This is a genomic window from Streptomyces sp. NPDC003042, assembly GCF_053591315.1.
This window is the reverse complement of the sequence record NZ_JBSFTP010000097.1, coordinates 1-25665: the sequence shown is the minus strand read 5'-3', so window position 1 is coordinate 25665 and position 25665 is coordinate 1. Positions and strand designations below refer to the sequence as shown.

The following is a 25665-nucleotide window of genomic DNA, read 5'->3' as shown; positions in this document are numbered from 1 at the left end:
TCGGACACCGTCCGGCGGGCCGTGGGCGGGGCCGGGGCCGGCCGCTGCGCGGGGCTGTCCCCTACCCGCCCTTCCCCCGTTCCCCGGGCGCTGCCCGGACCCGCGCCTCAAACGCCGGCGAGGCTGAAATTGCCCTGCGGGCAATCCAGCCGTCGGACGGCACACGCGGGCGCAGCTCAGCCAAAAATCCAGCCCCGCCAGGGGGCATCCCCGGACGGAGTCCAGGGGGGTTTGAGGCGCGGGGGTCCGGGGGCAGCGCCCCCGCAACGGCGGCGAGGAACCGCCCTCCGGGGGGCTCAGGCGGCGGCGTTGGCAGTGCGGTGGCGGCCCGCGGCGGCTGCGGCCAGGCGGCCCAGGGCCTCGTCGCGGGCGCACGGGTGGGCGCCCAGCGCGGTGTGGCGGGCCACGATGCCGCGCTCGGCCCGCATCAGCCGCCAGCCCCTGCGCAGCAGGAACGGCAGGGACTTGCGGCCCTCCCGCAGGTCACGCGCCAGCCGCCGCCGGAAGGTGGTCGAGGGCCGCCCGCGCAGGCAGATCGCGTCGGCCAGGAGCCCCAGCTCCTGGCAGCGTGCCGCGACGTCGGCGGCGAAGATGCCCTCCGCGATGAACAGCGGGATCCGCGAGATGTCCAGGGTCTCGGTACCGGTCCGCGAGGACGTGGCGATGGAGTACTCAGGGACCTCCGTACGGCCCGTCGCGCACAGTTCCGCGATGGCCGCGACGGCCGCGTCCGCGTCCCACGACAGCGGCGAGTCCCAGTCGATGTCGGAACTGCCCTCGACCAGGGGGAGCGTCGGGTCCGTCCCCTCCTTGTAGAAGTCGTCCAGGCGCAGTACGGGCAGCCCGGAGCGGGCCGCGAGCGAGGACTTGCCGGATCCCGAGGGACCGGTCAAGAGGACGACACGCGTGGGCAAGGGAGAGGAACTCACGGGACACCAGTGTGGGGCATGACGGGGGCCATCCCTATCCCAGTACCGGCCATCGGGCTTGCGAGAACGCTCACACCGCGTCGGTCGCCGGTTGGAATCCTGGGGTCCGACTCCACTACGCTGCGTGCGCACGCGACTACGACCACAGGCGGGAACCCATGGCACGTCACGCAGCCTCCACCCCACCCAAGCGGCTCCGCGCCGCGGGACTGACCCTCTCCATGGCCGGTGCCGCACTGGCCATGGCCGCGGGAACGGCCCAGGCCGGTGAGCTCTCCGTACCGGCGGCCCTGTCCGGGGTGGCCGACCCGATCGCGAACCTCAAGGTGAATCCGCTGGCCAACACCGGTGTGGACCCGCTGGACAACGGCGTCGCCACCAAGGTGGCGGACTTCCCCTCGCTCGGTACGAGCATGGTCACCGGCAGCCTGACCCAGGGACCTTCGATCGGTGAGCTGCCGACCGCGGCGGTCTCCTCGCTGCTCGGGCCGGTGCTCCCCAAGCAGTAGGTACGGGAAGGCCCCGGCAGCGCGGGGGACGCTGCCGGGGCCGGGCCGGCGGAGAGGGCGGTTAGTACGAGGATCCGCCCGCGCCGAGCGAACCCGTCGGGTGCCAGACCGTCTTGGTCTCCAGGAACGGGGTCATGCGCGCCGTGCCCGGGTCGGCGCTCCAGTCGTCCACAGGCTGTGGACGCAGGACGCGCTTGAGGTTGTCGGCCGCCGCGATCTCCAGCTCCTTGGCCAGCGCCGCGTCGGCGCCCGCCAGGTCGATCGCGTTGACGTCCTGGTGGGACGCCAGGTGCGGGCCCATCTCGGCGGCCTTGCCGGACAGGATGTTGACCACGCCGCCCGGCAGGTCGGAGGTGGCCAGCACCTCGCCCAGGGACAGGGCGGGCAGGGGGGCCTTCTGCGAGGTGACGACCACGGCGGTGTTGCCCGTGGCGATGACCGGCGCGATGACCGAGATCAGGCCGAGGAAGGACGAGTCCTGCGGGGCGATGACCGCCACGACACCCGTGGGCTCGGGGGTGGAGAGGTTGAAGAACGGCCCCGCGACCGGGTTGGCCCCGCCGACGAGCTGGCCGATCTTGTCGGTCCAGCCCGCGTACCAGACCCAGCGGTCGATGGCCGCGTCCACGACCGCCCCGGCCTTGGACTTCGAAAGGCCCTCGGCCTCGCCGACCTCGCGGACGAACTGCTCGCGGCGGCCCTCCAGCATCTCGGCGACGCGGTAGAGGATCTGGCCGCGGTTGTACGCGGTCGCGCCCGACCAGCCGCCGAAGGCCTTGCGGGCGGCGACGACCGCGTCACGCGCGTCCTTGCGGGAGGAGAGGGGGGCGTTGGCCAGCCACTTGCCCTTTGAGTCCGTCACCTCGTACACCCGGCCGCTCTCGGAGCGGGGGAACTTGCCCCCGACGTACAGCTTGTAGGTCTTGAAGACGCTCAGACGCGCAGAAGACGTCGAAGACTCAACGGTTCCCATTAGCGCTCACCCTTCGGGTTCGACGGGGCGAGGTAGCCCTCCAGGCCGTGGCGGCCGCCCTCGCGACCGAAGCCCGACTCCTTGTAGCCGCCGAAGGGCGAGGTCGGGTCGAACTTGTTGAACGTGTTGGCCCACACCACACCCGCGCGGAGCTGGCTCGCGACCGCGAGGATGCGCGAGCCCTTCTCCGTCCAGATGCCGGCGGACAGGCCGTACTGGCTGTTGTTGGCCTTCGCGACGGCCTCGTCGGGTGTACGGAAGGTCAGGACGGACAGCACCGGGCCGAAGATCTCGTCGCGGGCGACGGTGTGCGCCTGGGTGACGTTCGTGAAGAGCGTCGGGGCGAACCAGTAGCCGGCGGACGGCAACTCGCACGCCGGGGACCAGCGCTCGGCACCCTCGGCCTCGCCGGTCTCGGCGAGCGCCGTGATCCGGGCGAGCTGTTCGGCGGAGTTGATCGCGCCGATGTCGGTGTTCTTGTCGAGCGGGTCGCCCAGGCGCAGCGTGGAGAGGCGGCGCTTGAGGGAGTCGAGCAGTTCGTCGTGGATCGACTCCTGGACCAGCAGGCGCGAGCCCGCGCAGCAGACCTGGCCCTGGTTGAAGAAGATGCCGGTGACGATGCCCTCGACGGCCTGGTCGATGGGCGCGTCGTCGAAGACGATGTTGGCGCCCTTGCCGCCCAGCTCCAGGGTGACCTTCTTGTCGGTCCCCGCGACGGTGCGGGCGATCCGCTTGCCGACCGCGGTAGAGCCGGTGAAGGCGACCTTGTCGACGTCCGGGTGCTCGACGAGGGCCGCGCCCGCGTCGCCGTATCCGGTGAGGATGTTGACGACGCCCTTGGGCAGGCCCGCCTGGCGGCAGATGTCCGCGAAGAACAGCGCGGAGAGCGGGGTGGTCTCGGCGGGCTTGAGGACGACCGTGTTGCCCGTGGCGAGAGCCGGGGCGATCTTCCACGCCAGCATGAGCAGGGGGAAGTTCCACGGGATGACCTGGCCGGCCACGCCGAGGGGGCGCGGGTTGGCACCGTATCCGGCGTGGTCGAGCTTGTCCGCCCAGCCCGCGTAGTAGAAGAAGTGCGCGGCGACCAGGGGGAGGTCCGCGTCGCGGGTCTCCTTGATCGGCTTGCCGTTGTCCAGGGTCTCCAGGACGGCCAGCTCGCGGCTGCGCTCCTGGATGATCCGGGCGATGCGGAAGAGGTACTTGGCGCGCTCGGAGCCGGGCAGCGCGGACCACTTCTCGAAGGCCCTGCGGGCGGCCTTGACGGCGCGGTCGACATCGGCGGCACCGGCCTGGGCGACCTCGGCCAGCACCTCCTCGCTGGAGGGGCTGACGGTCTTGAAGACCTTGCCGTCGGCGGCGTCGGTGAACTCGCCGTCGATGAAGAGCCCGTAGGAGGGGGCGATGTCGACGACCGAGCGGGACTCGGGAGCCGGTGCGTACTCGAAGAGGGATGTCTTGTTTTCCATGTGCATGGTCTCAGTCCACCGTCACGTAGTCGGGACCGGAGTAACGGCCGGTGCTCAGCTTCTGGCGCTGCATCAACAGGTCGTTGAGCAGGCTGGAGGCGCCGAAGCGGAACCAGTGGTTGGACAGCCAGTCCTCGCCCGCGGTCTCGTTGACCAGGACCAGGAACTTGATGGCGTCCTTGGTGGTCCGGATGCCGCCGGCCGGCTTCACGCCGATCTGGATTCCAGTCTGCGCCTTGAAGTCGCGGACGGCTTCGAGCATCAGCAGGGTGTTGGCGGGGGTGGCGTTCACCCCGACCTTGCCGGTGGACGTCTTGATGAAGTCGGCGCCCGCGATCATGCCGATCCAGGACGCGCGGCGGATGTTGTCGTAGGTCGACAGTTCGCCGGTCTCGAAGATGACCTTGAGGCGCGCGGCCGTGCCGTCCTCGCGGACGCAGGCCTCCTTGACGGCCTTGATCAGCTCGTACGTGTCCAGGTAGCGGCCGGCGAGGAAGGCGCCACGGTCGATGACCATGTCGATCTCGTCGGCGCCCGCGGCGACGGCGTCGCGGGTGTCGGCCAGCTTGACGGGCAGCGCGGCGCGGCCGGCCGGGAAGGCGGTGGCGACGGAGGCGACCTTGACGTCGGCGCCGTGCAGCGCCGCCTTGGCGGTGGCCACCATGTCGGGGTAGACGCAGACCGCGGCGGTCATGGGCGTCGTACGGTCGGTCGGATCGGGGTGGACCGCCTTGGCGGAGAGCGCCCGGACCTTGCCCGGGGTGTCCGCACCCTCGAGCGTCGTCAGGTCGATCATCGAGATGGCCAGGTCGATGGCGTACGCCTTGGCCGTCGTCTTGATCGAGCGGGTGCCGAGGGAGGCCGCGCGGGCCTCCAGTCCGACTGCGTCTACGCCGGGAAGCCCGTGCAGGAAGCGGCGCAGCGCACTGTCGGACGCGGTCACGTCAGCGAATGCGGTGAGGGTGGTGGGCATGGTCACCACCTGAGCATATCTACGCGCGTAGCGACCTGTCACCCCCCTCGGCGCACATATGGGCGTGACGTCCGCCATCGGTGCGGTGTCGCTGCCACCGGCCCCGGGGGGTGTCGCCGTGCCGGGCTCCGTCGGCCGGGCATACGGCACAATCGGCGGCATGACTACGCCCTCCCCCCATGAGCCGGTCTACGACGACCGGGTCTACCGCTCCCCCATGGCCGTCGTCACCGGGGTGCTGCTGCTCGCACTGATCGGGTGGCTCTGCGGGGACGCCGTGGTGCGGGGCGAGGGGAGCGCCCGCTGGATCGCGCTCGCCGTCGCCCTCTGCGCCGTGCCCCTGACCGTGGCGTTCACCCTCCGGCCGGCCGTCTTCGCCAACGAGGACCGGATGCGGATCCGCAATCCCTTCCGGGTCGTCGAGCTGCCGTGGGCCACCGTCGACGCGGTGCGCGCCGGGTACTCGGCGGAGGTGCTGGCCGAGGGGGCGAAGTACCAGCTCTGGTCGGTCCCCGTCTCGCTGCGCGAGCGCAAGAGGGCGAGCCGGAGTTTCAGCCGGCGTGACGCGCTGAAGGGCAAGGGCACGGGCACGGGGCAGGGCGTCGAGGCCGTGCCACAGCGGGCCGGCGCGGACAAGGTCGTCGACGAGCTGCGCGAACTCGCCGAGCGCGGGGCGGGCCGGCCGGGCGCCAAGGGCGCCGTCACCGTGAAGTGGTCCTACGAGATCATCGCGCCCACCGTGGCCGGCGCGCTGGCGCTGATCGTGCTCCTCGCCACCGGCTGAGCCGGTGTCCTGCTCCCACAGGGGCGCCGGTGAGGGCGGCAACGTCCTGTGCCGTGCGCCGCACAGCGGAACCGCCGCTACCGGGGGGTGCGTCCTCGCAGGTGTGCACCGTCATGAGGGCAGCGGCAGCGCCGCCACCGCCACACAGCTCCCGCTCCGGCCCCGGCTCCTGAGCGGGGTCCTGCTGGCCGCGCATCTGGTCCTCGTGGGCTGGCTGACCCTGCGGCCCCTGGACGTCCCCTGGGCCGCCGCCGCCAATCTGACCCCCCTGGAGGGGATCAGGGCGGACCTCGCGTACGGGCCGCTGGAGGCGGCCCGGCGGATCGGCGAGGGCCTGGCGCTGCTGGCCCCGCTCGGCGTGCTGCTGCCGCTGGTCGGCGGGCGGCTCGCGGCCTCGCCGCTGGCCGCGTGGTCCTCACTGGCCCGGACGGCCTCGGCCGGGGTGCTCCTGTCGATCAGCATCGAGATGCTGCAGACGGCCGTCCCGGGGCAGGTCGTCGACGTGGATTCGCTGCTGCTGAACACAGCCGGGATGGTGCTCGCGCACGTGGCCGTCGTACCGGCCCTGCGGGCCAGGCTGCGGAGGTCTCAGGGGCCCACCCCGAGAATTACCAGGGTCGGCATCGGCCCGTGGACCGAGGTTCTTTCGGTGGTTCCCCGCGAGTATTGAGGCATCGCGCCGAGCAATCCCATCGCGCGCGGTCCCGGACGAAGGAGAAACCCATGAGCGCGATAACCCGCCCCCGTGACGGACGGATGATCGGCGGCGTCTGCGCCGGTCTCGCGCGACGTTTCGGAATGAAGGCGCAGACGATGCGGATCATCTTCGTGGCCTCGTGCCTGCTGCCCGGTCCGCAGTTCCTGATCTACCTGGCGCTGTGGATGCTGCTGCCCACCGAGAAGTACGACACCGGCTCGGCCCACACCGCCTGGTAGCGGGCGCGGGTCAGCCTGCGCGGGTCAGCCGGGCGCGGTCGACCCGGCGCCGGTCAGCCGGCCGCGCGGACCTTGTCCAGCTGCTTGTCCGCCACCTCCTGCGGCACCTGCGCCTTCTGCTCGGAGGCGGCCACATTGAGGGCCATCAGCCGCACCACGGTGTCTCCCTCGCGCACGACGACCAGGTGGACCTGCGCCGAGACGCCTTGGGCGGCGGCGGTCGTGGTCCAGCTGACCGTCTCGTCGCCGGTGGTCTTGTACGGGGCCGCCTTCACGTCGCGGTAGCTGCCGCTCTGCTGCTCCACGGTGGCGGAGAAGCCCGTACCGCAGGCGCCGACGGCCTCGCGCAGGCGGGAGAGGAGCCGCTTGGCGTCGCTCTCGGCGTAGGAGCTGACGGAGGCGGAGACCGCGAGTCCGACCTGCTTCTGGGAGCCGACGCCCCGGTTGACGGTCTCGCGCGCGGCCGGGTCGGGCTTGTCACCCATGATGTCGGCGAGCGGCTGGCAGGCCTTCTTGTCGGCCTGCGGCTGGCCGTCGGGGGCGTTCGGATTCTTGCCCTGTGCGGAGATCTGGTAGCCGGCCAGGTCGCCCTGTTCGAGGGCGGACCGCTCGAGGGCGCTGTCGCCGGTCTTCGGCGCGGCGGAGCCGGCCGGTGCGCCGGGCACGCCGGAGACCGCGGTGGCGGCGGACCCCTTGGGGTCCGGTGCCTTGCCGGGGGCGGGGCCGCCGCCCGGAGCGCCGCATCCGACGGCTGCGAGGAGCAGCGCGGGGAGGAGTGCGAGCGTCGCCGCAGGCGTCGTGAATCGTGCCGTGATGCGCATGACCGAACCTCAAACCCTGTGCGTGGGCAGGCAGTTACGGGCGATCGTGGCACACGGCACGGCAGGGCGCACTCCTCGTCGAAGAGGTGTGCGCCCACCGTGCGCGTGTACGCGTCGCGGCAGCGTCAGGCGCCGAGACCGCTGGTCGGCAGACCGCCGAGGAGGCCGGTCACGGGACCGAGGGCGGCGGCCGGGTCGCTCGACTGCTGGCCTTCCTCAGCGCCCATGTGCTGCTGGCTGGTGAGTCCCTGGACCGCGCCGGTGGCGGTGCCGAGCGCGTCGGTCAGCCCGACGGCGGGAACGGCGGCCGAGGCGGTGCCCGCGGCGACGGCGGCGAAGGCGGCGCCGAGAGCGGCGACACCGAGGGTCTTGGCAGCTGACTGCTTCATGAAAGATCGTCCTTGCGACGGGGAAATGAGCGGCTCCGCAAACTAGTCACTTCAAACCCCGGGCCGCAAACATCATTAAATATGAGAAAGCGCCCGGGAATTACTCCTCCCGGGCGCTTTCCGTACGTCACGCCATGCCCTAGGCCGAGACAGAACCGCTGGTGGAAGCCGTCTGACGGAAAAGCCACTCGGACTTCAGCTCCGCGTAACCCGGCTTGATCACGTCGTTGATCATCGCAAGTCGTTCATCGAAAGGAATGAACGCCGACTTCATCGCATTGACGGTGAACCACTGCATGTCGTCCAGCGAGTAACCGAAGGCGTCGACCAGGTGCTCGAACTCGCGGCTCATGCTGGTGCCGCTCATCAGCCGGTTGTCGGTGTTGACCGTGAGCCTGAAGTGCAGCTTGCGCAGCAGACCGATCGGGTGCTCGGCGTACGAGGTCGCCGCACCCGTCTGGAGGTTCGAGGTCGGGCACATCTCCAGCGGGATGCGCTTGTCCCGGACGTACGAGGCCAGGCGGCCCAGCTTCACGGAGCCGTCCGCGGCCACCTCGATATCGTCGATGATCTTCACACCGTGGCCGAGCCGGTCGGCGCCGCACCACTGCAGGGCCTGCCAGATCGACGGCAGGCCGAAGGCCTCGCCCGCGTGGATGGTGAAGTGGTTGTTCTCGCGCTTGAGGTACTCGAAGGCGTCGAGGTGGCGGGTGGGAGGGAACCCGGCCTCGGCGCCGGCGATGTCGAAGCCGACCACTCCGTTGTCGCGGTAGCGGTTGGCCAGCTCCGCGATCTCCAGCGCGCGGGCCGCGTGGCGCATCGCGGTCAGCAGGGCGCCGACACGGATGCGGTGGCCGTTCGCCTTCGCGCGGCGCTCGCCCTCGCGGAAGCCGCTGTTCACGGCCTCGACGACCTCTTCGAGGGTCAGGCCGGCTTCGAGGTGCTGCTCGGGGGCGTAACGGATCTCGGCGTACACGACGCCGTCCTCGGCCAGGTCCTCGGCGCACTCGGCGGCGACCCGGTGCAGGGCCGCCTTCGTCTGCATCACGGCGCAGGTGTGCGCGAACGTCTCGAGGTACAGCGGGAGGGAGCCGGAGTCGGCGGCTTCCCGGAACCAGATGCCCAGCTTGTCGGCGTCGGTCTCGGGAAGGTTCTCGTAGCCGACCGCGCGGGCCAGCTCGATGATGGTCCCTGGGCGCAGGCCACCGTCGAGGTGGTCGTGCAGCAGCACCTTCGGGGAGCGGCGGATCTGATCCGCGGTGGGCAGGTTGGGGGTCTCGCTCGTCATCTGGGCACTCTAGCTCCTACGCGCGTAGAGCGGGCCCCCGGTGGCCGCGGTCGATATGTAACAGAGACCGTGCGGACGGGTGGCGTACACCGAGAGGTCTGAGACTGTTCCGCCATGGCACACAAAGCGCCGCCGGCGCGCGGGGCCCGCCTGGTGCGGGCGTCCGGCGCGAACGGCACGGTCTCCACGGTCAGCGGTGTGGTGCTCCTGCTTCCCGGGGCGTCCAGATTCTCCCCCGGTCCGGTGCGTCCCCTCGCGCGGGCGCTCGCCCGGGCGGGCGGGGCGGACGGACTGGTCACGCACACGGTCCTGCACGGGACGGGCTCCCGCGAGGAGTCCGCGCGCTGGGCGGCGGACGAGGCGGTGCGGCGGTACGGCGATGTGCCGGTGTGCCTGGCCGGCTATGACGCGGGCGGGTGCGCGGCGCTGCGGGCGGCGGGGCACGAGGCCGTCAACTCCGTGCTGGCGCTCGCCCCGTGCCTGCCGGAACCGGCCGGCGACGACTCGCCTGAACCGGTGAAACAGCTCGCCGGGCGCCAGGTGCTCATCGTGCACGGCACCAACGACGCGCGCAGCGACCCGGAGGCGTCCTTCCGGCTGGCAGCGCGGGCGAAGAAGGCGAATCGTTCCACTTGCCGGTTCGAAGTGCATTCGGACGGGCACGGGCTGCGGGAGCACCAGGCCGAGGTGGTGGCGCTCGCCGTGGACTTCGTACGGGGCGCGGTGTTCTCGGGGCGGTACTCGCGGCCGGTCACGGACGCGCTGGCGGCGCCCCCGCCCCTGGGGCTGCGGATGCCACTGGCCTCGGGGTTCGGGCGCTCGCTGCGGGGCTGATCCCGGCTGCGGCGCCGAGCGTAACGTGGAAACCACGTCCACCTACTTGTGCACCACCCGCCGAAGGCGCAGCTCTCCGAGCTGGTCAACTCCCTCAAGGGCGTCAGTCGTCAAGCAGTACGTCGAAAACCAGCAGCGTCCCGTCTGACCATCACCCCGCAGACGCAGAGCACCCCGGCGCTCCGCGCCTCCGGGCCAAGGACGGCCTTCACCCCCGCCCTGAAGGGCGGAGCACTGGCCGAGATCAGAAGTAGAGAGAGAATAGGAGAAAGAGGACTCGGGTGCTTCTCGGCAGGAGGCGGTCAGCCATGGCCGGAATGGTGCGCAGGAGCTTCGACAGCGCGGACGAGACACGGCCGTTCGCGGAAGGCAAGGGCAGGCTGGACCTGCTCAACACCGACGGCGGGCCCGTCGGCCGGGCGGTCTTCGAGCCGGGCTGGCGCTGGTCCGAGCACATCAAGCCGCTGGCCGGCACGGAGAGCTGCCAGTCCGCCCACACCGGCTACGTGGTGAGCGGCCACCTCAAGGTCGTCATGGACGACGGGGCGAGCGAAGAGTACGGTCCCGGCGACTTCATGCAGGTGGAGCCCGGACACGACGCCTGGGTCGTGGGTGAGGAGCGCTGCGTCGCGCTGGACTGGACCGGCTTCGGCGATTACGCGAAGCCCGCGTCGTCCGGCTGAGGGTCCGGCTGAGGGTCCGGCTGAGGGTCCGGCTGAGGATCGCGCCAGTCCGTCCCCACCCGCCGCTCCGCCCCCTCACGGTCGGACGGCACGGACGGTTCCGGCGCGACCCCGCCCCCCACTGTGCCGGTCCGGCATATGCCGGACCTGGTCGTCCAGGCGTCGAGTTGCCGCCTTGCGGGAACCCGAGGGGTTTACGAACCACCCCAGGCAGGGACGAATACGCGTATGCCGGCCGATGCCGAACTGAGCCCCGCGGCGCTGCGGCTGTACGCGTACGCCGTCGAACGGCACGCCTTCACCGCGGCCGACGCCACGGCGGCCCTCGGTGCCCGCGCGGCAGCCGCGGTCACCGAGCTGGCCGCCGCGCACCTGCTCCAGCGGACCCCCGGCGACGGGCCGGAGCGGTGGAGCGCGGTGGCTCCCCGGGCGGCGGCGGCCCGGGCGCTGGCCCCGCTGGCGCTGCTGGCACGGGAGACCCACGACGAGATGGACCGGACGCGGGGACGGCTGGAGGCGCTGGTCCCGGCGTACGAGGCGGGGGCCGCGCACCGGGGCCCGGACGGCTCCGGGCGCCTGGAGCTGGTCACGGACCTGGGCGCGGTGCGGGGGCTGATCGCCGAACTGGTGGCGGGGTGCGAGCGGGAGCTACTGACCTCGCAGCCGGGCGGGGGCCGGCCGCTGGAGACGCTGGAGGAGGCGGTCGGGCGGGACGAGTCGCTGCTGGCGCGCGGGGTCCGGATGCGGACCATCTACCAGCACACGGCGCGCTACTCGCGGCCGACGGCGGCGTACGTCGAGCGGGTGCGGGCCCTGGGGGCCGAGGTACGGACGGTGGGCGACGGGCTGATGCGGATGCTGGTCTTCGACCGGCACACGGGGCTGATGGCCGTACCGGACCGGGCGGGGGCGGCGCTGGTGGTGCGGGAGCCGAGTGTCGTGCACTTCATGACGGCGGCGTTCGAGCGGTCGTGGCTGGCGGCGGAGCCGTTCTCCACGACGGTGAGTCCGGAGGCGGCGCGGTCGATCTCGGACGAGCTGCGGCAGACGATCGTGACGCTGCTCTCCGAGGGCCTGGAGGACAAGGTGATCGCCCGGCGGCTGGGCATGTCGCAGCGGACGTGTCAGCGGCACATCGCCGAGATCATGCGGGCGGTGGGCGCCAAGTCCCGTTTCCAGGCCGGGTACTTGCTCTCCGGCCTCGCGCCCGCCGCCGACGACTCTAGGCGGGCGACTCCAGGTTCGGGATCAGACGACCGCGACGGGAGAGCAGGAAGCGTTTGAATTCCGCCACCGGTGGGGTGTCCGGGTGGCCGTCGAGCCAGGCGAGGCCGATCTCGCGGACCGCCCGCGGGGCCGTCACCGTCAGTTCGACCACCCCGGGGCGCGGCACCGCCGGGGGTGGCAGCAGGGCGACGCCGAGACCCGCCGCGACGAGGCCGCGCAGGGTTTCGGCCTCCTCGCCCTCGAAGGCGACCTTGGGGGTGAATCCGGCTTCCGCGCACAGGTCGTCGGTGATCCGGCGCAGGCCGTAGCCGGGTTCGAGGGTGACGAAGGTTTCCTCGGCGGCCTCCGCGAGGCGGATCCGCTTGCGCCCGGCGAGGCGGTGGTCGTCGGGGACGACCAGGAGCAGCCGCTGTTCGTCGAGGCGGCGGGCGACCAGGTCGGGGGCGTCGGGCAGGGGTGAGGTCAGGCACAGGTCGAGGTCGCCGGTGCGCAGCCGTTCCAGCATGGCCTCGCCGTAGTTCTGGACGAGGGAGAACCGTACGCGCGGGTGGTCGGCCCGGAAGGCGCGGATGAGGCCGGGTACGGTCTCGGGCCCCAGGGTGTGCAGGAAGCCGAACGCGACCTTGCCGAAGGCCGGGTGGGCGTCGTGCTGGACGGACTCGGCGGCGCGGGCGATCCCGTCCAGCGCCTTTTCGGCGGAGGCGAGGAAGGTACGGCCGGCCGTGGTGAGGGCGACGGTGCGGCCCTTGCGGGCGAACAGCGTGACGCCCAGGTCGTGTTCGAGCCGGACCATCGCGCGGGAGAGCGTGGACTGCGGGACGCCCAGCTCGTGCGCGGCGCGCGTGACGTGCTCGTGGCGGGCCACGGCGGCGAAGTACGCGAGGCGTGGGGCCAGCAGACGTGTCAACGCCATGTCTTCTTCGTAACGGTTCATCGACAGGCACCGTCCTGAGCTGTGGTGATGCGTGAGTGGATCGATTATCGCGAATTTGTGCATTGGACGCATGAAAAAAGCCGTCCTACCGTCGACGTATGCCTCCCGCTCATACCGAGGCACCCGTCACCACGGGTGCCTCCACCCCGTCGTTCCCGACCGGACCCGAAGCCCACTCCCCCGGCCGCCCCGGCTACCGCCGGATGAGCCTCGCGCTCTTCGCCGCCGGTCTGGCGACCTTCGCCCTCCTCTACTCCACCCAGGCCCTGCTGCCCGCGATCTCCGCAGGGTTCGGCGTGACGGCGGGTCAGGCCAGCTGGACGGTGTCCGCGGCCACCGGCGCGCTCGCGCTGTTCGTCCTGCCGCTCAGCGCGCTGTCCGAGCGCTTCGGCCGCACCCGGATGATGACCTGGTCGCTGGTGGTGGCCGTGGGCGTCGGCCTGCTGGTGCCCTTCGCCCCGAACCTGGAGTGGCTGGTCGTACTGCGCGCCGTGCAGGGCGCGGCGATCGCCGGCGTCCCGGCGTCGGCGATGGCGTTCCTGGCGGAGGAGGTCCGGCCGAAGGCACTGGTCGGTGCGATCGGCCTGTTCGTGGCGGGCAACTCCATCGGCGGCATGAGCGGCCGCATGGTCACCGGCTGGGCGGCCGAGCTGGGCGGCTGGCGCGCGGGGCTGCTGACCGTCGGGCTGATGTCGCTGGCGTGCGCGGCGGCCTTCCTGGTGCTGCTGCCCCGGGCGCGGTTCTTCCGGCCGGCGTCGCTGAGGCCGCGCGCGGTGGGGCGTACCGTCGCCGGTCATCTGCGGGATCCGCTGCTGCTGCGGCTCTACGGGATCGGCGCGCTGTTCATGACCGTCTTCGGCGCGGTGTACACGGTCATCGGCTACCGCCTGGTGGACGAGCCGTTCTCCCTCGGGCAGGGCGTGATCGGGTCGATCTTCCTCATCTACCTGGTCGGTACGGTCTCCTCGGCCGCCGCCGGACAGCTGGTGGCCCGGACGGGCCGGCGCGGGGCGCTGTACCTGGCCGTCACGACGACCGCGCTGGGGCTGCTGCTGTCGCTCTCGCAGCTCCTGGCGGCGATCCTGCTCGGCCTGGTGCTGATCACCGCGGGCTTCTTCGCCGGGCACGCGGTGGCCTCCTCCGCGGTGAGCCGGACCGCGAAGACGGGCCGGGCGCAGGCCTCCGCCCTCTACCAGTCCGCGTACTACCTCGGCTCCAGTGCGGGCGGCACCCTGGGCGCGCTCGCCTACCACGCCTCGGGGTGGGCGGCCACGGTCGGCATCGCGCTGCTCGCGGTCGTGGGCGTCGCCTCGATCACCCTCTACGGGTCCCACGCGGCCCGCGCCGCGCGTCGCCTGCCCGCTCCCACGACGGGCCCGGCCACGGCCAGCTGAACTCCGGCGCGCGCCGACCGGGGGCCGGCTCCACGCGTGACGAGCGGGTTCGGGCTGCGGCTGTCGGACCCCTCCGGTAGTTTCCGAGGCATCGGGTTCTTATCAGGGGGATCGACGGCCATGACTGACCTCGCGAGCGGCACCGACCTCGATGCGGCGATGGACCGCTACCGCGTCGAACTCACCGGTTACTGCTACCGGATGCTCGGCTCCTCCTTCGACGCCGAGGACGCGGTGCAGGACACGTACGTCCGCGCCTGGCGGGCCCACGAGAAGTTCGAGGGCCGCTCGTCGCTCCGGTCGTGGCTGTACCGGATCGCCACCAACGTCTGCCTGGACCTGCTGAACGCCGGCAACAAGCGGGCCCGGCCCATGGACCTCGGCGCCCCGCAGCACCAGGCCTCCGCCGTGCTCAACGAACGGCCGGAGGTGACCTGGCTGGAACCGGTGCCCGACGGGCGGGTCCTGCCGCAGACCGCCGACCCGGCGGAGATGGCGCTGGCCAAGGAGTCCGTCCGGCTGGCCTTCGTGGCGGCGCTCCAGCACCTGCCGGCGAAGCAGCGGGCGGTGCTGATCCTGCGCGAGGTGCTGGCCTGGAAGGCGGACGAGGTCGCGCAGCTCCTGGACACCACGGTCGCGTCGGTGAACAGCGCCCTCCAGCGGGCGCGGGCGACACTCGCGGGCCGGCGGCTGCGCGAGTCCGACCCGGCGGACCCGCTGGACGCGGACCAGGCCGAGCTGCTGGAGCGGTACCTGTCGGCCTTCGAGGCGTACGACATCTCGCGGCTCACCACGCTCCTGCACGAGGACGCGGTGCTGTCGATGCCGCCGTACGACCTGTGGCTCCAGGGCCACGCCGACATCGCGGCGTGGCACCTGAACCAGGGCATCGGCTGCGAGGGCTCCCGCCTGATCCCGACGACGGCGAACGGCATGCCGGCCTTCGGCCAGTACCGTCCGGCGGCCTCGGGCGAGGGCCACACCCCGTGGGCGCTCCAGGTCCTGGAGATCTCAGACGGACGGATCGTCGGCCTCAACGCCTTCCTGGACACCGCCCGCTGGTTCCCCCTCTTCGGTCTCCCCGAGCAGCTCGGCTAGTCCTACGAGGCCCAGCAGGGCGCGGTACGCGGGGCCGGCGCCGGTGACGGTGAAGGCCCCGCGCCCCCGGGCGACGAGCCGCAGCCGGGCCAGGACCTCTACGGCTCCCAGCCCTGGTTCGGTGACGGCGGCGGCATCACACACCACCGCGCCGGCCCCGTCGTCGTACAGCCGCGCCAGGCGCGCGCACAGCAGTGCCGCGTCCCGCGCGGTGGGGCCGGGTCCGGGCAGCACGAGTCGTTCGATCTCCACGAGGGGATGACTCGGCCCCCGCCCGGAACTCATCGGCGCACGGCGCGCAGGCCCGGTGCGGGGAGGTCCTCCCCGCACCGGTACCGGCTAGGCGATGCGGTCCAGCACGATCGGCGTGGCGGAGAAGGCCGTGCCCGCCGGGGCGATGTCGTACGAACCCTCCAGCGCGGCCAGGGCGTAGTCGAACTTCTCCGGGGTGTCCGTGTGCAGGGTCAGCAGCGGCTGGCCCGCGGTCACCGTGTCGCCCGGCTTCGCGTGGAGTTCGATGCCCGCGCCCGCCTGGACCGGGTCCTCCTTGCGGGCGCGGCCCGCGCCCAGGCGCCAGGCGCCGACGCCCACCGCGTACGCGTCGAGGCGGGTCAGGACGCCGGAGGCGGGGGCCGTGACCACGTGCTGCTCGCGCGCGACCGGCAGCGCCGCGTCCGGGTCGCCGCCCTGAGCGGCGATCATCCGGCGCCACACGTCCATCGCGGAGCCGTCGGCGAGGGCCTTCGCCGGGTCGGCGTCCTTGATGCCGGCCGCGTCGAGCATCTCGCGGGCCAGGGCCAGCGTCAGCTCGACGACGTCCGAGGGGCCGCCGCCCGCGAGTACCTCGACGGACTCGCGGATCTCCAGGGCGTTGCCGGCGGTGAGGCCGAGCGGGGTGGACATGTCGGTGAGCAGGGCGATCGTCTTGACGCCGCTGTCGGTGCCGAGCGCCACCATGGTCGAGGCCAGCTCGCGCGCGTCCTCGATGGTCTTCATGAAGGCGCCGGTGCCGACCTTCACGTCCAGCACCAGCGAGCCCGTGCCCTCGGCGATCTTCTTCGACATGATCGAGGAGGCGATCAGCGGGATGGCCTCGACGGTGCCCGTGACGTCGCGCAGGGCGTAGAGCTTCTTGTCCGCCGGGGCGAGGCCGTCGCCCGCCGCGCAGATGACGGCGCCCGTGGTGTCCAGGACGTGCAGCATCTCCTCGTTGGACAGCAGCGCCCGCCAGCCGGGGATGGACTCCAGCTTGTCCAGGGTGCCGCCGGTGTGGCCGAGGCCGCGGCCCGACAGCTGGGGGACGGCCGCGCCGCAGGCGGCGACGAGCGGGGCCAGCGGCAGGGTGATCTTGTCGCCGACGCCGCCGGTGGAGTGCTTGTCGGCGGTGGGGCGGGAGAGGGAGTCGAAGTTCATCCGCTCGCCGGAGGCGATCATCGCGGCGGTCCAGCGGGCGATCTCGGCCCGGTTCATGCCGTTGAGCAGGATGGCCATCGCCAGCGCCGACATCTGCTCGTCCGCGACGACCCCGCGGGTGTACGCGTCGATGACCCAGTCGATCTGCTCGGGGCTCAGCTCACCGCGGTCCCGCTTGGTCCGGATGACGGAGATGACGTCCATGAGGTGACTTCCTTCTACGCGCATAGAGAGAGGGGGGGAATCGAAGGCCACGTGCGACGGCCCTCCGCCCGGCAGGGGCGAAGGGCCGTCGGCACGGCTATTTCAGGTGGTCGGGCCCGAAGGCCTGCGGCAGCATCGCGCTCAGCGGGAGGATCCCGTCCGGTGTCTCCACCAGCAGCTCCGGCCCGCCGAACTCGTAGAGCAGCTGGCGGCAGCGCCCGCAGGGGACGAGGATCTCGCCCTTGCCGTCCACACAGGTGAAGTGCGTGAGACGGCCGCCGCCGGTCGCCACGAGGGAGGAGACCAGGCCGCACTCCGCGCACAGACCCAGCCCGTAGCTGGCGTTCTCGACGTTGCAGCCCGTCACGAGCCGCCCGTCGTCCACCCGTGCGGCGACCCCGACCGGGAAGCCCGAGTACGGGGCGTACGCCCGGGTCATCGCGTGCCGGGCGGCCGTCCGCAGGGCTTCCCAGTCCACCTCCTGGGGCTGGGTCACTTGCCCTGGCCCTTGCGGTACGGCATGCCGTCCGCCTTCGGCATCCGCAGGCGCTGCGCCGACAGGGCGAGCACCAGCAGCGTCATCAGGTACGGGGCCGCGTCGACGAACTGGCTCGGGACCTGGTCCGTCAGCGCGTACCAGATGAACAGCGCCACGGCGAAGGCCGCCGAGACACCGGCCTGGACGTACTTCTTCTTGTACAGCTGCCAGGCGCAGACGAGCAGCAGCAGGATCGCGATGAGCAGCAGCATCGCGTGGACGTTCTCGGCGCCGCCGCGCAGCTTGAGGCTGTCGATGAAGCCGAAGAGGCCCGCGCCCAGTGCCATGCCGCCCGGCATCCAGTTGCCGAAGATCATCGCGGCGAGACCGATGAAGCCGCGGCCGCCGGTCTGGCCCTCCTGGTAGATGGGGCTGGCGACGATCGACAGGAAGACGCCGCCGAGTCCGGCGAGGGCGCCCGAGACGACCACGGCGATGTACTTGTACTTGTAGACGTTGACGCCCAGCGACTCGGCGGCGATGGGGTTCTCGCCGCAGGAGCGCAGCCGCAGACCGAAGGTGGTCCGCCACAGCACCCACCAGCTGCCGGGGATCAGCAGCAGGGCGACGACGGTCAGCAGCGACAGCTCGGTGACCAGGCCGCCGATGATGCCGGCGAGGTCCGAGACGAAGAACCAGTGCTTGCCCTGGAGGTCCGCCATCCAGTCGGACAACCCCGGCACGGTGATCTTGTAGATCTCCTCGACGCGCGGGGACTGCTTGGAGGAGCCGCCCGGGGCATCGGCGAACGTGAAGTTCGACAGGTACTGGGTGAAGCCCAGCGCCAGGATGTTGATGGCCACACCGGAGACGATGTGGTTGACGTTGAAGGTCACCGTGATGATCGCGTGCAGCAGGCCGCCGACGGCGCCGCCCGCGATGCCCACGAGGACACCGGTCCACGGACCCCACTGGTAACCCGCCCAGGCACCGAACCAGGTGCCGAGGATCATCATGCCTTCGAGGCCGATGTTGACGACGCCCGCACGCTCGGCCCACAGGCCGCCGAGACCGGCGAGGCCGATCGGCACCGCGAGCGAGAGGGCGCCGGAGACCTGGCCGACGGAGGTCAGGTCGTTCGCGCCACTGATCAGGCGGACCACCGAGACGAGCGCGAGGGCGCCCGCGACGATCAGCATGATCCAGGGAAGGGTGAGCTTCTTGCGGCCGCCGGACTTCTTCGGGGCGGCGGCCGTCGCGGAAACGGTGCTGGTGCTCACGCCGCGACCTCCTTGTCGGTGGTGATGGCGTGCCCGGCGGCCAGTTCCTCGCCGACCTTCTGCTGCTGGCGTCGGATGCCGTAGCGGCGTACGAGCTCGTACGAGACGACGACCGCGATCACGATCAGACCCTTCATGATCGTGCCGATCTCCTTCGCGTACCCGGCCTGGTCGAGCGAGGCCGAGGCCTTGTCGATGAAGGCCATCAGGAGCGCGGCGAAGAAGATGCCGATCGGGCTGTTGCGGCCGAGCAGCGCGATGGTGATGCCGGTGAAGCCGACACCGACCGGGAAGCCGAGGTTGTACGTGTGGGTCTCGCCCAGCAGCTGCGGCATGCCGGACAGGCCCGCGACGGCGCCCGAGATCAGCATCGAGGTGATGATCATCTTCTTGGCGTCGACACCGGAGGCCTGCGCGGCGCTCTCGCTGGCGCCGGTGGCGCGCAGGTCGAAGCCGAAGCGCGTGCGGTTCAGGACGAACCAGTAGACGATGCCGAGCGCGAAGGCCACGAAGGTGAAGCCGTAGATCTCCAGGCCGTCACCGAGGGAGAGGGCCGGGAACCAGCCGGACTCGGCGATGTCGCCGGTCGTCAGGTCGTTGGAGCCCTCGGGCTGGACGCCGAGGTTCTTCGGCAGGATCAGCCAGGCGATCAGGCTCGTCGCGATGGCGTTCAGCATGATCGTGGAGACGACCTCGCTGACACCCCGCTTGGCCTTGAGGACGCCGGCGATACCGGACCAGAAGGCACCGGTGAGCATCGCGACGAGCACGATCAGCAGGATGTGCAGCGGCCCCGGCAGCGCGACGGCCGTGCCGACCAGCGCGGAGACCATCGCCGCGAGGCGGTACTGGCCGTCGACGCCGATGTTGAAGAGGTTCATCCGGAAGCCGATGGCCACGGCCAGGGCTGCCAGGTAGTACGTGCCCGCCTGGTTCACGATGAGGACCTGGACGTCCTCGTAGCTCGCGTTCTCCACCATGAGGCGCAGCGGCTCGATCGGGTCGATGCCCGTCGCGGCCAGCACGATCATGGTCAGCAGGAAGGCGGTGACCAGCGCGAGCACGGGCCCGGCGAAGCCGAGGATCAGCCGGTCCTTGTCGAGTTTCTTCATCGGGCCTCGTCCTCCGGTGCGTCGGTACCAGCGTCGGTTCCGGCTGCGGAGTGGTTGTCGGTTGCTTCCAGGTGCCCGGAGGCGGCGCCCGTCATGGCGGTGCCGAGCGCTTCGGGGGTGATGCTCGCGGGGTCCGCCTCCGCCACCAGGCGGCCGCGGTAGATCACGCGCAGGGTGTCGGACAGGCCGATGAGCTCGTCCAGGTCCGCCGAGATGAGCAGGACCGCCAGGCCTTCGCGGCGGGCCTCGCGGATCGCGTCCCAGATCTGCGCCTGCGCACCGACGTCCACGCCGCGGGTGGGGTGGGCGGCGATGAGGAACTTCGGGTTGTGGCTCATCTCGCGGCCGACGATCAGCTTCTGCTGGTTGCCGCCGGAGAGCGAGGCCGCGGTGACCTCGATGCCGGGCGTGCGGACGTCGTACTCGCGCACGATCCGCTCGGTGTCCTTGCGGGCGGCCTTCAAGTCGAGGACGCCGCGCTTGGAGTTCGGGGCCTCGGTGACGTGGCCGAGGATGCGGTTCTCCCACAGGGAGGACTCCAGCAGCAGGCCGTGCCGGTGGCGGTCCTCGGGGATGTAACCGATGCCGTTGACGCGGCGCTTGCGGACGGGAGCCTGGGTGATGTCCTCGCCGTCCAGCGTGATCACGCCGGCGTCGGCGGGGCTCATGCCCATCAGGGCTTCGATGAGCTCCGTCTGGCCGTTGCCCTCGACACCTGCGATGCCCAGGATCTCGCCCTTGTGGATGGTGAAGCTGACGTCGTCGAGCAGCAGTCGGCCGGCCGGGGCGGTCTCGTGCACGTAGGTGTCGCCGGGCGACACGACGGGCGGGGCCACCTCCAGGGGGGCGGCGATCTCGCCGCTCTCGGCGAGCGTCAGACCGCTGACCGTCAGCATCGGAACGTCGGTCACGGTCGACTCGCGGGTCTCGGGCGAGGGCAGCTCCGCGCCGACCATCAGCTCGGCGAGCTGCTTGGTGGTGGCGGTCCTCGGGTCGGCGGTGCCGACCGTGGTGCCGCGCCGGATGACGGTGATGTCGTCGGCGACCTTCAGTACCTCGCCCAGCTTGTGCGAGATGAAGATGACGGTCAGGCCTTCGGCCTTGAGCTCGCGCAGGTTGCCGAAGAGGGCGTCCACCTCCTGCGGCACGAGCACGGCGGTCGGCTCGTCGAGGATGAGGATCTTCGCGCCGCGGTAGAGGACCTTGAGGATCTCCACCCGCTGCCGGTCGGCGACGCCGAGGTCCTCGACCAGGGCGTCGGGACGTACGCCGAGGCCGTACGCGTCCGAGATCTCCTGGATCCTCTTACGGGCCTTGGAGCCGATGCCGTAGAGCTTCTCGCCGCCGAGAACCACGTTCTCCAGGACGGTGAGGTTGTCGGCGAGCATGAAGTGCTGGTGCACCATGCCGATGCCGCGGGCGATGGCATCGCCGGGGCTGTGGAAGGAGACCTGCTCCCCGTCGACGGCGATGGTGCCCTCGTCCGGCTTCTGCATGCCGTAGAGGATCTTCATCAGGGTCGACTTGCCGGCGCCGTTCTCGCCGATCAAGGCATGGACCGTGCCCTTGCGGACGGTGATCGCGATGTCCTTGTTGGCGACGACGCCGGGGAAGCGCTTGGTAATGCCGTGCAGTTCTACGGCGGGGGGCGGGCTGGACGCGTTGATGACGCACTCTCCTTGGCGCGGAAGGAGCGGAGGCAGGGGAACAGGGCGGAGATCGGCCGGGCGGGTGGGCGGGAGGAGGACGGTATCGCGTCCACGATGCCTCTACGCGCGTAGCACTGTCGGAAGTGAAAACTTGCGGCCAAGTGGCCACAAGTGAGCACTTCACTCGGTCAGACGACCACCGGACGCGGCTCGGGGCCCGGGAGCGGCAGAGAGACCGCTTCCCGGACCCCGGACACCACGACCAGCTGCAAGGCGGGGCCTTACGGGGCGGTCTTGACCGTGATCTTCTTGGCGATGATGTCGGCCTTGGCCTTCTCCACCGCGGCGATGACGTCGGTCATCTCCTTGTACTTCGGGTTGGAGTCGGCCAGGCCGACGCCGTCCTTGTCCAGGCCGTAGCGGATCTCACCGGTGGTCGGCTTGCCGTCCTTGACCGACTTGATCAGGTCGTAGACGGCGTCGGAGACGTCCTTGGTGACCGAGGTCAGGATGCTCTCCTTGTACTTCGACAGACCGGCCTGGTTGTACTGGTCGGAGTCGACGCCGATGGCCCACTTGCCCTTGGCGGAGGCGGCCTCGATGGCACCCGAGCCGGCGAGGCCGGCGGCGGCGTAGACGACGTCCGCGCCCTTGTCGAGCTGACCGTTGGCCGTGGCCTTGCCGAGGTCGGGCTTCGCGAACCCGTCCATGTTCGGGGGCTGGGTCAGGTACTGGGTCAGCACCGTGGCGTTCGGGTTGGTGTCCTTGACGCCCTGGACGAAGCCCGCCTCGAACTTCTTGATCAGCGGAACCTCGACACCGCCGATGAAGCCGACCGTGTTGGTCTTGGACACCTTGGCGGCGGCGACGCCGGCCAGGTAGGAGCCCTGCTCCTCGTTGAAGACGAGGTTGGCGACGTTCGGGCCGGTCACCGAGGTGTCGTCGATGATGCCGAACGTGGTGTCCGGGAACTTCGGCGCGACCTTCTTGATGGCCGGGGCGTAGGCGAAACCGACGCCGATGACCGGGTTGTTGCCCTTGCGGGCCAGCTCGGTGAGGCGCTGGACCTTGTCGGCCTCGCCCTCGCCGTCGGTGGGCTCCGCCTCGGCGCCCTTGATCTTGAGGTCCTTCTCGGCCTTCTCGAGACCGGCGTAGGCGGCGTCGTTGAACGACTGGTCGCCGCGGCCACCGATGTCGTACGCGATCGCCGCGCTGGCGACCTTCTGGTCGGTGGACGTGCCGGAGGGGGTGTCCGACGACTTCTTACCGCCACAGGCGGTGGCCGAGAGGGCCAGCGCAGCGGACGCGAGGCCCACGGTGGCGATCCTGGTGATCCGGCGCAAGGGGAGGCTCCTTCAAAACCTGACCGAAGCGCCACGACCGGCGCTGGTTTCGCCGCGATCGTAACGCGCGTAGATGTCAGTTAAAGGCGCGTTCATGAGTCGTTATCGGATCGTCGCGAACCGGACAGTGACCGATCAGTGACTCCCTCCGCGCACAGCCCTTGCGTCCCAAGGGCTGGACATGTCTGCCGCGACGGCCGCAGCCCGTGTAAAGGCCGCGGCCGATGCGTCCGGCTTCAGCGTTCTCAGGGGTTCAGCGGTCGCCGTGCCCGCCCGGTCCGACGCGGCGGCCGTCCAGCAGGGCGGCGGCCGTGAAGAACTCCACGCCGAAGCCGATCGCGGACTCGTCCACGTCGAAGTCGCCCCGGTGCAGATCCCGCTGGGCGGTGTCCCCCGGCTTGTGGACCCCCAGGCGGGCCATGGCGCCCGGCACGTGCTCCAGGTACCAGGAGAAGTCCTCCCCGCCCAGGCTCTGCTCGGTGTCCTCGACCGCCTCGGCGCCGCACCGGGCGGCCATCGCCTCCCGCAGCAGTTCGGTGATCACCGGGTCGTTCACCACCGGCGGGACGCCCCGGACATAGGTGATCTCCGACTTGGCCCGGTGCAGGCCCGCGATCTCGTCGATCGCGGCGTGGATCTGGTCGGGGGCCTCGTGCCAGGCGTTGATGTCCAGGCAGCGGACCGTTCCGGACAGCTCGGCGTGCATCGGGATGACGTTGCAGGCGTGCCCGGCCTCGATCCGGCCCCAGGTGACCGACATGCCGGAACGGGCGTCCATCCGGCGGGCCAGTACGGCCGGCAGGTCCACGGCGACCCGGGCGGCGGCCGTCACGAGGTCGGTGGTCAGGTGCGGGCGGGCGGTGTGGCCGCCGGGGCCGGCGAGGGTGAGTTCCAGGCGGTCGCAGGCCGAGGTGATCGGCCCGGGGCGCAGCCCGATCCGTCCGGCGTCGACGCGCGGGTCGCAGTGCACCGCGATGATCTTGCCGACGCCGTCCAGGACCCCGGATTCGATGGCCTCGCTCGCACCGCCCGGCAGCACCTCCTCGGCGGGCTGGAACAGCAGGCGCACCGGCCGGGGCAGCAGCCCCTGGCGGTCGAGTTCGGCGAGTACCAGTCCGGCGCCGAGGACGACGGCGGTGTGGACGTCGTGGCCGCAGGCGTGGGCGCGGTCCGGGACGGTGGATCGGTACGAGACGTGCGTCTTGGCATCCGGGATGGGCAGGGCGTCGATGTCCGCGCGCAGGGCCAGCATCGGCCGGCCGCGGTCCCACGTACCGATGTCACAGATCAGGCCGGTGCCGGACTTCAGGATGCGTGGGCGCAGACCGGCCTTCTCCAGTCTGGCCTTGATCGCCGCCGTGGTGCGGAACTCCTGGTTCCCTAGCTCGGGGTGCATGTGCAAGTCCCGGCGGAAGGCGATCAGTTCGGCACGCAGGTGGTCCGGAAGCTTGCCGGGAAGCTCGGGCCGGTCGGGCGCGGCGGGCCGGTCGGTCTGGGACTCGCGGGACATCAACTGGTTCACCCGTTGAAGGGTAGGCGTACGAACGGGTCAACTGGCTGGAGATCACCAAAAGTTCATGCCGTTAGGGGATAGAAACCCGGCCTCTGGACGCATGACCGTATGCGCCCGGGGGTACACTCACGCGCTCATCCGGCCGCGGGAGCCGCCTGAGCGGGGAGTCTGCGCACATCGCGGGCGGTCTCGGTGACCCCGGCGAGGAAGCTGCGGGCCCGCGGCGAGGCGGCGGCGGTGAGCCAGGCGGGGTCCAGATCGCATACGGCAACGGTCACACCGGTACCGGACAGCGCGTACGGCAGCGTGTGGACGACGGTGGACGGAAAGCTGACGACCGTACGGCCGATCGGGCCGCGCCGCGCGATGAGCTCCAGCGGCAGGTCGGGACGTACGATCTCCAGCCCCGTCGCCTCGCTCAGCGCGCGCAGCTTCTCCGGGGACTCGCGGCGGTGCGCGAAGTACCGGGTGACGCCGTGCTCGCGGGTCAGGGCGCACACGGCCTCCAGGTAGCGGGCCGGGTCCACGACGCCCGTCTCCACGAGGGAGGTGCCGACCAGGTCGGTGCCCTTGGTCAGGCGCGGCGGGCCGAAGCGGGAGCGGGTCCAGGCGAAGTCGTTGACGCGCAGCTCCATGCCGGGCAGCGCGGTGACCGGCATGGAGGTGAACACCTCCACCCGGCGGCCCGTACGGGCCCCCTGGCGCGGGGTCAGCCGCCGCCGGGCCGTGCCCGACACCGGGGCGTACACCAGCTCGCGGGCCCGGGAGGCGGCGCCGCCACCGGTGCGGTGCCAGCGGCGCAGCCGCTCCCCGCGCCCGAGCTGCGCGACGAACTCCATGGTGGCGGTGCCGTCGTCCACGACCACCAGCTCGGCGGCCCGGGCGGGGGCGAGCAGCAGCTGGACGAAGCGGGAGAAGGGATCGCCGACCACGATCCGCTCGGCCCGGCGCACGGCGGCGGCGAGTACGGCGAGCGCCTTGAGCGGGGCGCCGGAACCGCCGCGGACCTCCTGCCACTGGACGGCGTACCCCTCGTCGCGGGCGATTGCGGCGATCCGGCGCAGCTGTCCCCGGGACATCGGGTCGGTGGGCGGCAGGACGACGATGAGCGGGGACGGCCCGTCGGCGGACGGGGTGCGGGAGTCCGGCTGACGGGGGACGGCGCCGAGCAGCGGGCCGCCCCCCGCCCGCGCGGCGCTGTGCGCGTACGCCCACTCCAGCACGTTGAGGAGCTGGACCGGGCTCTCGACGAGAGCCAGGGTGGAGGCTGTGGGGGTCACCGTTACTCCTCGATCGCTGGACGAAGGGCGGGGCGGGGCGGTCAGGCGGACGCGAGCGCGCCCTGGACGCGGCGGAGCTTCTTCATCGGGCCGAGTTCGGAGTCGTAGACGCGCTTGACGCCGTCGCCGAGGGCCGTCTCGATGGTGCGGATGTC

General features: G+C 71.4%; 26 protein-coding genes and 2 pseudogenes. 10 read left to right on the top strand and 18 right to left on the bottom strand.

Annotated features, from left to right (window positions below; translation table 11 throughout):
* Positions 1–296: 296 nt before the first annotated feature.
* Complete coding sequence (locus ACWDYJ_RS32095) at positions 297–929, bottom strand: uridine kinase family protein (protein ID WP_451569114.1); 633 nt, start codon at positions 927–929, stop codon at positions 297–299.
* 158 nt (positions 930–1087) lie between these two features.
* Here ACWDYJ_RS32095 and ACWDYJ_RS32090 point away from each other — a divergent pair, with 158 nt between their 5' ends.
* The gene (locus tag ACWDYJ_RS32090; protein ID WP_451569113.1) at positions 1088–1438 is read left to right on the top strand and encodes a hypothetical protein; all 351 of its coding nucleotides are present in this window, start codon (positions 1088–1090) and stop codon (positions 1436–1438) included.
* Positions 1439–1499: 61 nt separating this feature from the next.
* Here the strand turns inward: ACWDYJ_RS32090 and ACWDYJ_RS32085 are convergent, their stop codons facing one another.
* Genes ACWDYJ_RS32085 through deoC form a run of 3 tightly spaced genes read right to left on the bottom strand, consistent with a single transcriptional unit; the run spans position 1500 to position 4856 of the window.
* Positions 1500–2411, bottom strand: a complete 912-nt coding sequence (locus ACWDYJ_RS32085; protein ID WP_451569112.1) for an aldehyde dehydrogenase family protein — start codon at positions 2409–2411, stop codon at positions 1500–1502.
* Positions 2411–3877: an aldehyde dehydrogenase family protein gene (locus ACWDYJ_RS32080; RefSeq protein WP_451569111.1), complete on the bottom strand. Its 1467-nt coding sequence runs from the start codon at positions 3875–3877 to the stop codon at positions 2411–2413. The genes ACWDYJ_RS32085 and ACWDYJ_RS32080 overlap by 1 nt, the downstream gene beginning before the upstream one ends.
* A 10-nt stretch (positions 3878–3887) precedes the next feature.
* Positions 3888–4856, bottom strand: coding sequence for a deoxyribose-phosphate aldolase (deoC, locus tag ACWDYJ_RS32075; RefSeq protein ID WP_451569110.1), 969 nt, complete (start codon positions 4854–4856; stop codon positions 3888–3890).
* A gap of 154 nt (positions 4857–5010) precedes the next feature.
* Between deoC and ACWDYJ_RS32070 the strand changes: the two genes are divergently transcribed.
* From ACWDYJ_RS32070 to ACWDYJ_RS32060, 3 genes are all read left to right on the top strand, one after another.
* Positions 5011–5634 (top strand): PH domain-containing protein, encoded by a 624-nt coding sequence (locus ACWDYJ_RS32070; protein ID WP_451569109.1) that lies wholly within the window; start codon positions 5011–5013, stop codon positions 5632–5634.
* A 103-nt stretch (positions 5635–5737) separates the two neighbouring features.
* Entirely contained in the window at positions 5738–6304 is a 567-nt protein-coding gene (locus ACWDYJ_RS32065) for a VanZ family protein (protein WP_451569108.1), read from the top strand.
* A 53-nt stretch (positions 6305–6357) separates the two neighbouring features.
* Positions 6358–6570, top strand: a complete 213-nt coding sequence (locus ACWDYJ_RS32060; RefSeq protein WP_451569107.1) for a PspC domain-containing protein — start codon at positions 6358–6360, stop codon at positions 6568–6570.
* Positions 6571–6623: 53 nt separating this feature from the next.
* Here ACWDYJ_RS32060 and ACWDYJ_RS32055 read toward each other — a convergent pair whose 3' ends face one another.
* The 3 genes from ACWDYJ_RS32055 to ACWDYJ_RS32045 all read right to left on the bottom strand — a co-directional run bounded on the left by ACWDYJ_RS32055 (position 6624) and on the right by ACWDYJ_RS32045 (position 9068).
* Complete coding sequence (locus tag ACWDYJ_RS32055; RefSeq protein ID WP_451569106.1) at positions 6624–7391, bottom strand: hypothetical protein; 768 nt, start codon at positions 7389–7391, stop codon at positions 6624–6626.
* 125 nt (positions 7392–7516) lie between these two features.
* On the bottom strand, positions 7517–7780 hold the full coding sequence (locus ACWDYJ_RS32050) for a hypothetical protein (protein WP_451569105.1): 264 nt from the start codon (positions 7778–7780) through the stop codon (positions 7517–7519).
* A gap of 139 nt (positions 7781–7919) precedes the next feature.
* On the bottom strand, positions 7920–9068 hold the full coding sequence (locus tag ACWDYJ_RS32045) for an adenosine deaminase (protein ID WP_451569104.1): 1149 nt from the start codon (positions 9066–9068) through the stop codon (positions 7920–7922).
* A gap of 114 nt (positions 9069–9182) precedes the next feature.
* Here ACWDYJ_RS32045 and ACWDYJ_RS32040 point away from each other — a divergent pair, with 114 nt between their 5' ends.
* The 4 genes and pseudogenes from ACWDYJ_RS32040 to ACWDYJ_RS32025 all read left to right on the top strand — a co-directional run bounded on the left by ACWDYJ_RS32040 (position 9183) and on the right by ACWDYJ_RS32025 (position 11869).
* Positions 9183–9902 (top strand): alpha/beta hydrolase, encoded by a 720-nt coding sequence (locus ACWDYJ_RS32040; RefSeq protein ID WP_451569103.1) that lies wholly within the window; start codon positions 9183–9185, stop codon positions 9900–9902.
* 30 nt (positions 9903–9932) lie between these two features.
* Positions 9933–10025, top strand: a pseudogene (locus tag ACWDYJ_RS32035) (transposase); the annotation flags it as partial.
* A gap of 185 nt (positions 10026–10210) precedes the next feature.
* The gene (locus tag ACWDYJ_RS32030; RefSeq protein WP_451569102.1) at positions 10211–10585 is read left to right on the top strand and encodes a cupin domain-containing protein; all 375 of its coding nucleotides are present in this window, start codon (positions 10211–10213) and stop codon (positions 10583–10585) included.
* Between the two features lie 228 nt (positions 10586–10813).
* Positions 10814–11869 carry a LuxR C-terminal-related transcriptional regulator gene (locus ACWDYJ_RS32025; protein WP_451569101.1) on the top strand — a complete coding sequence of 352 codons (1056 nt, stop codon included), beginning with the start codon at positions 10814–10816 and terminating at the stop codon, positions 11867–11869.
* Here the strand turns inward: ACWDYJ_RS32025 and ACWDYJ_RS32020 are convergent.
* Positions 11808–12746 (bottom strand): LysR family transcriptional regulator, encoded by a 939-nt coding sequence (locus ACWDYJ_RS32020; protein WP_451569100.1) that lies wholly within the window; start codon positions 12744–12746, stop codon positions 11808–11810. The two genes, ACWDYJ_RS32025 and ACWDYJ_RS32020, sit on opposite strands and share 62 nt — an antisense overlap.
* Positions 12747–12844: 98 nt before the next feature.
* On the opposite strand from ACWDYJ_RS32020, the gene ACWDYJ_RS32015 reads away from it, so the two are divergent.
* A complete protein-coding gene (locus ACWDYJ_RS32015; RefSeq protein ID WP_451569099.1) occupies positions 12845–14140 on the top strand; it encodes an MFS transporter in 1296 nt (431 codons plus the stop codon).
* Between the two features lie 120 nt (positions 14141–14260).
* The gene (locus ACWDYJ_RS32010; RefSeq protein ID WP_451569098.1) at positions 14261–15238 is read left to right on the top strand and encodes a sigma-70 family RNA polymerase sigma factor; all 978 of its coding nucleotides are present in this window, start codon (positions 14261–14263) and stop codon (positions 15236–15238) included.
* On the opposite strand, the gene ACWDYJ_RS32005 is transcribed toward ACWDYJ_RS32010, so the two are convergent.
* The 10 genes and pseudogenes from ACWDYJ_RS32005 to ACWDYJ_RS31960 all read right to left on the bottom strand — a co-directional run.
* Complete coding sequence (locus ACWDYJ_RS32005) at positions 15152–15490, bottom strand: STAS domain-containing protein (protein ID WP_451569097.1); 339 nt, start codon at positions 15488–15490, stop codon at positions 15152–15154. The genes ACWDYJ_RS32010 and ACWDYJ_RS32005 overlap by 87 nt on opposite strands.
* A gap of 87 nt (positions 15491–15577) precedes the next feature.
* Complete coding sequence (locus ACWDYJ_RS32000; protein ID WP_451569096.1) at positions 15578–16855, bottom strand: thymidine phosphorylase; 1278 nt, start codon at positions 16853–16855, stop codon at positions 15578–15580.
* A 97-nt stretch (positions 16856–16952) separates the two neighbouring features.
* Positions 16953–17351, bottom strand: coding sequence for a cytidine deaminase (locus ACWDYJ_RS31995; RefSeq protein WP_451569095.1), 399 nt, complete (start codon positions 17349–17351; stop codon positions 16953–16955).
* Positions 17348–18613 carry an ABC transporter permease gene (locus tag ACWDYJ_RS31990; protein ID WP_451569094.1) on the bottom strand — a complete coding sequence of 422 codons (1266 nt, stop codon included), beginning with the start codon at positions 18611–18613 and terminating at the stop codon, positions 17348–17350. The genes ACWDYJ_RS31995 and ACWDYJ_RS31990 overlap by 4 nt, the downstream gene beginning before the upstream one ends.
* Positions 18610–19725, bottom strand: coding sequence for an ABC transporter permease (locus tag ACWDYJ_RS31985; RefSeq protein WP_451569093.1), 1116 nt, complete (start codon positions 19723–19725; stop codon positions 18610–18612). Before ACWDYJ_RS31985 ends, ACWDYJ_RS31990 begins: the two co-directional genes overlap by 4 nt.
* The gene (locus ACWDYJ_RS31980; RefSeq protein WP_451569116.1) at positions 19722–21428 is read right to left on the bottom strand and encodes an ABC transporter ATP-binding protein; all 1707 of its coding nucleotides are present in this window, start codon (positions 21426–21428) and stop codon (positions 19722–19724) included. Before ACWDYJ_RS31980 ends, ACWDYJ_RS31985 begins: the two co-directional genes overlap by 4 nt.
* Before the next feature lie 227 nt (positions 21429–21655).
* Complete coding sequence (locus ACWDYJ_RS31975) at positions 21656–22717, bottom strand: BMP family lipoprotein (RefSeq protein WP_451569092.1); 1062 nt, start codon at positions 22715–22717, stop codon at positions 21656–21658.
* A 253-nt stretch (positions 22718–22970) separates the two neighbouring features.
* Positions 22971–24227, bottom strand: coding sequence for an amidohydrolase (locus tag ACWDYJ_RS31970; RefSeq protein ID WP_451569115.1), 1257 nt, complete (start codon positions 24225–24227; stop codon positions 22971–22973).
* 137 nt (positions 24228–24364) lie between these two features.
* Positions 24365–25510 carry a hypothetical protein gene (locus ACWDYJ_RS31965; protein WP_451569091.1) on the bottom strand — a complete coding sequence of 382 codons (1146 nt, stop codon included), beginning with the start codon at positions 25508–25510 and terminating at the stop codon, positions 24365–24367.
* 41 nt (positions 25511–25551) lie between these two features.
* Positions 25552–25665 (bottom strand): annotated as a pseudogene (locus ACWDYJ_RS31960) (N-acetylneuraminate synthase family protein); the annotation flags it as partial.